This window comes from Nostoc mirabile CHAB5784, from assembly GCF_020829645.1.
Taxonomy (GTDB): domain Bacteria; phylum Cyanobacteriota; class Cyanobacteriia; order Cyanobacteriales; family Nostocaceae; genus Nostoc; species Nostoc mirabile.
In genome coordinates, this window is record NZ_JAIVFS010000269.1 from 1 (window position 1) to 2,806 (window position 2,806).

The window sequence follows — 2,806 nt, forward strand, 5'->3', positions numbered from 1 at the left end:
TCTTAACATGATTGCACAAGAAGCGATAGCGATCGCCTGACTCAAAGAGAAACGTCTATAGTTATGCTCTGTTTTTAAACTAAACCGTTTAGTTTGCACTTGGTGACAGCTTCGCCAGCTCTATGCCCAATAGGTAGTTTTTGCTCTATTGCCTTAGCGTAATTTAAACGCCTTTCACGATAGGCACGTAACAGGTAATTTCTCTGTATCACCATAGTTTTACAAGGTTCTCCCGTAGCTTCAAAGATAAATTCATCCATCTGCCTAATTATGGTCATGGCATTACTTTTTTTTAGAGTCCTCCGTGCTTTTTTAAACCAATTATCCCGCTCCTTATTATCACTGAAAGCTACATCAGCAAATTTATGTAGACGCTCAGTAACATGGTAATACCAATTTAATATGAAGCTGCATAGAAAAGAGCTTCTAGGATAAAATTATAAGAAGAGACAGAAATCACCTGCTCAAAAGTAAGTTGGTCGAATAATTCTTGGATGCGATCGCGTAAAGCGTGTAAAGAAGAGAAAAGTTGATTTTTAAGGGGTTTTTTCAGGAATTGCCAAAGTCTCTCAATGGGATTGAGTTCAGGGGCTGATGGTGGTTGAAACAGAGGAATAATATTCTCCGGCCAACGGATCTTTGAACTGGTATGAACAGGTGCGCAGAGTTATTTGATATCTCAATGTCCTTGGGAACAGTAAACAAACTGAGGCTGGAAGCAAGCAATGCAGTCGCAAATTGTGTAGATGAAGCAAAGCTTTATGTCCAGCACTCTTTAATCGTGGGAGCGGACGAAACAAGCTTCAACCAGGGAAATATCGATGGTCGTAACCCCAAACAGAGTCAAGCTTGGTTATGGGTTGCGGTCACGCCGTTAGTCGTATTTTTCGAGATTTCCCTGACTCGTTGCACCCAAGCAGCGAAAAACTTACTGGGCGAGAACTTTACTGGTATTTTAAATTCAGACAGATATGCATCTTACAACTGGGTAGACATAGGACATAGGCAGTTGTGTTGGGCGCATTTGAAACGTGAATTTACCAAAATATCGGAACGGACTGGGGTATCCAAAGAATTAGGGACTGCACTGGTCAAACAACAAGAACAGTTATTTGAATTATGGCATCGGGTTCGAGATGGTACTTTAACTCGAAGTGATTTTATTGAATTAGCTTCATGTATTCGTAGCAAGATAAAAGAACTATTGCTTGAAGCTGCTGATTACCAAATTACATCCCAGGAAAAAACCCCTTTGGCAAAAACAGTTCGCACTTGTCGTCAACTACTTAAGGTTGAACCCGCCTTGTGGCTGTTTATAACGACAGAGGGTGTGGAACCGACCAATAATGCTGCCGAGAGAGCAATTCGTCCGGCAGTGATCTGGCGACGTACCAGTTTTGGTTCCCAAACACAGGCTGGTAGTACTTTTTTTGCGCGAATGATCACCGTGGTTACTACCCTCAAGTCTCAGCATCGTAATGTTTTAGTGTTTATGACACAAGCTGTTGCCTCTGCACGCATTGGGAAAGATGCTCCTACTTTACTTCCAGAAGTCATCTGTTGTGACCAACAGCAAGATTTCAAAAATCTTGCTCTGTAAAGTAACTTCCTTGGTAAGGATAAGCAGTCCTGGGGTGTTGACTATATTCCTCAATCTACATGGGTTCATATTGGTCAACGATCGCTCCGGTTAATATTTCTCAATCTACGACGTGGGTTCATTTTCATTTAATATCTGGCATTCACCGACTAATTAAGCAATGGGTCTGTTCCAAGGCGCTCCCCCCTGAACGGTTACCAACCACTCAACTATTGCACCATAGCTACTAAAGCCTTTTCCTGTTTTTAACTCTTCCTCCAGTGCTGCGATCGCTGCGTCATGAATTTTGCGTTTTGCTCCTGGAGCTTTTTTCATTTCCAATAATTCATATAGCCCACCTGCTCTATACTTTTGCAACCACCTTGTCACAGTTGAGGTATCGTAACGCCCAAGCGTTTTCCAATTTCTTGCTGCTCCTTAACCTGTCCGCTTTTTATCCACCACAGCATCTGTAGTTTTTCTTTCTGGTTTCCCAAGTTAGCTGTTTGTAGACGTTTTTTAAGTTCTTCTTCGCTCTCTGCGATTTCAATCTTAAAAGGGCGGCTCATGGTTATTTTAATTTATCGAGTTTCTTTTCTCCATTATATGCAGCTTCATATAAAATTGGTATTAGCAGTCAAAAAACCCAATACCAAATACAGGGCGAACGCATCTAAATTTTACAAAAATATATTGACAAAAAGCTGAACCCATGTAGCCAATCAAAGAATTAGATTTATAGCGATCGCTTCTTTCTCATCTCAGTAGAAAGCAGTAATAATCAAAACTTAGTACTAAGTCAATAAGCTATGCTTAATGCGATTATTTAAAAGTTTATTGATAATGAACTACTCTTGTTGACAAGATGCGTTCGCCCTGATACCAAATACCAATACCCAAAATCCCTCTAAGCGCCCACGCTTTGAGGGATTTGCATGAAAAAGACAATTGTGTGTTCGTTATCTTCTGAGTCGCTTAAAGTAACCTCGCAAGGTTTGTTTTAGCCCAAAATTGGGTCACAATCTTGTTCCCACTGATGTTTGAGCAATTCTTGGTAAGTAGCTTCCCTAACTCTCATCTGCTTATAGAGCATCAGCAAAAACCTAGTGTGGTAAAACTTACTAGAGAAGACGACTCTCTAAATTAGCCAAGTAACCCTTGGGATCTCTGCGAAATCGATATTGTTCAATTCTGGCTTTATGGTGTTTTTTCAGTTGAGAGCGTAAT

At 40.7% G+C, this 2,806-nt stretch carries 4 protein-coding genes and 2 pseudogenes; 1 reads left to right on the plus strand and 5 read right to left on the minus strand.

The window, feature by feature from the left end; all coding sequences use genetic code 11:
• Positions 1 to 86 precede the first annotated feature (86 nt).
• Together LC653_RS45505 and LC653_RS47820 are read right to left on the minus strand one after the other, a co-directional pair.
• Positions 87 to 392 (minus strand): annotated as a pseudogene (locus LC653_RS45505) (ISLre2-like element ISCst1 family transposase); the annotation flags it as partial.
• Between the two features lie 5 nt (positions 393 to 397).
• The gene (locus LC653_RS47820) at positions 398 to 637 is read right to left on the minus strand and encodes a transposase (RefSeq protein WP_372478319.1); all 240 of its coding nucleotides are present in this window, start codon (positions 635 to 637) and stop codon (positions 398 to 400) included.
• 12 nt (positions 638 to 649) lie between these two features.
• On the opposite strand from LC653_RS47820, the gene tnpC reads away from it, so the two are divergent.
• Positions 650 to 1,600 carry an IS66 family transposase gene (gene tnpC, locus LC653_RS45510; RefSeq protein ID WP_229501792.1) on the plus strand — a complete coding sequence of 317 codons (951 nt, stop codon included), beginning with the start codon at positions 650 to 652 and terminating at the stop codon, positions 1,598 to 1,600.
• A gap of 153 nt (positions 1,601 to 1,753) precedes the next feature.
• Here the strand turns inward: tnpC and LC653_RS45515 are convergent, their stop codons facing one another.
• The 3 genes and pseudogenes from LC653_RS45515 to LC653_RS45525 all read right to left on the minus strand — a co-directional run.
• Positions 1,754 to 1,915: a hypothetical protein gene (locus LC653_RS45515; protein WP_229501793.1), complete on the minus strand. Its 162-nt coding sequence runs from the start codon at positions 1,913 to 1,915 to the stop codon at positions 1,754 to 1,756.
• Between the two features lie 50 nt (positions 1,916 to 1,965).
• Positions 1,966 to 2,148 (minus strand): hypothetical protein, encoded by a 183-nt coding sequence (locus LC653_RS45520; protein ID WP_229501794.1) that lies wholly within the window; start codon positions 2,146 to 2,148, stop codon positions 1,966 to 1,968.
• Between the two features lie 431 nt (positions 2,149 to 2,579).
• Positions 2,580 to 2,681 (minus strand): annotated as a pseudogene (locus LC653_RS45525) (NblA/ycf18 family protein); the annotation flags it as partial.
• Between the last annotated feature and the right edge of the window lie 125 nt (positions 2,682 to 2,806).

What these genes read in the sequence shown, in the direction of transcription:
- tnpC (WP_229501792.1), top strand. Translation starts at nt 650, where the DNA reads ATGAACAGGTGCGCAGAGTTATTTGATATCTCAATGTCCTTGGGAACA.
- LC653_RS45515 (WP_229501793.1), bottom strand. Translation starts at nt 1,915, where the DNA reads ATGAAAAAAGCTCCAGGAGCAAAACGCAAAATTCATGACGCAGCGATC.
- LC653_RS45520 (WP_229501794.1), bottom strand. Translation starts at nt 2,148, where the DNA reads ATGAGCCGCCCTTTTAAGATTGAAATCGCAGAGAGCGAAGAAGAACTT.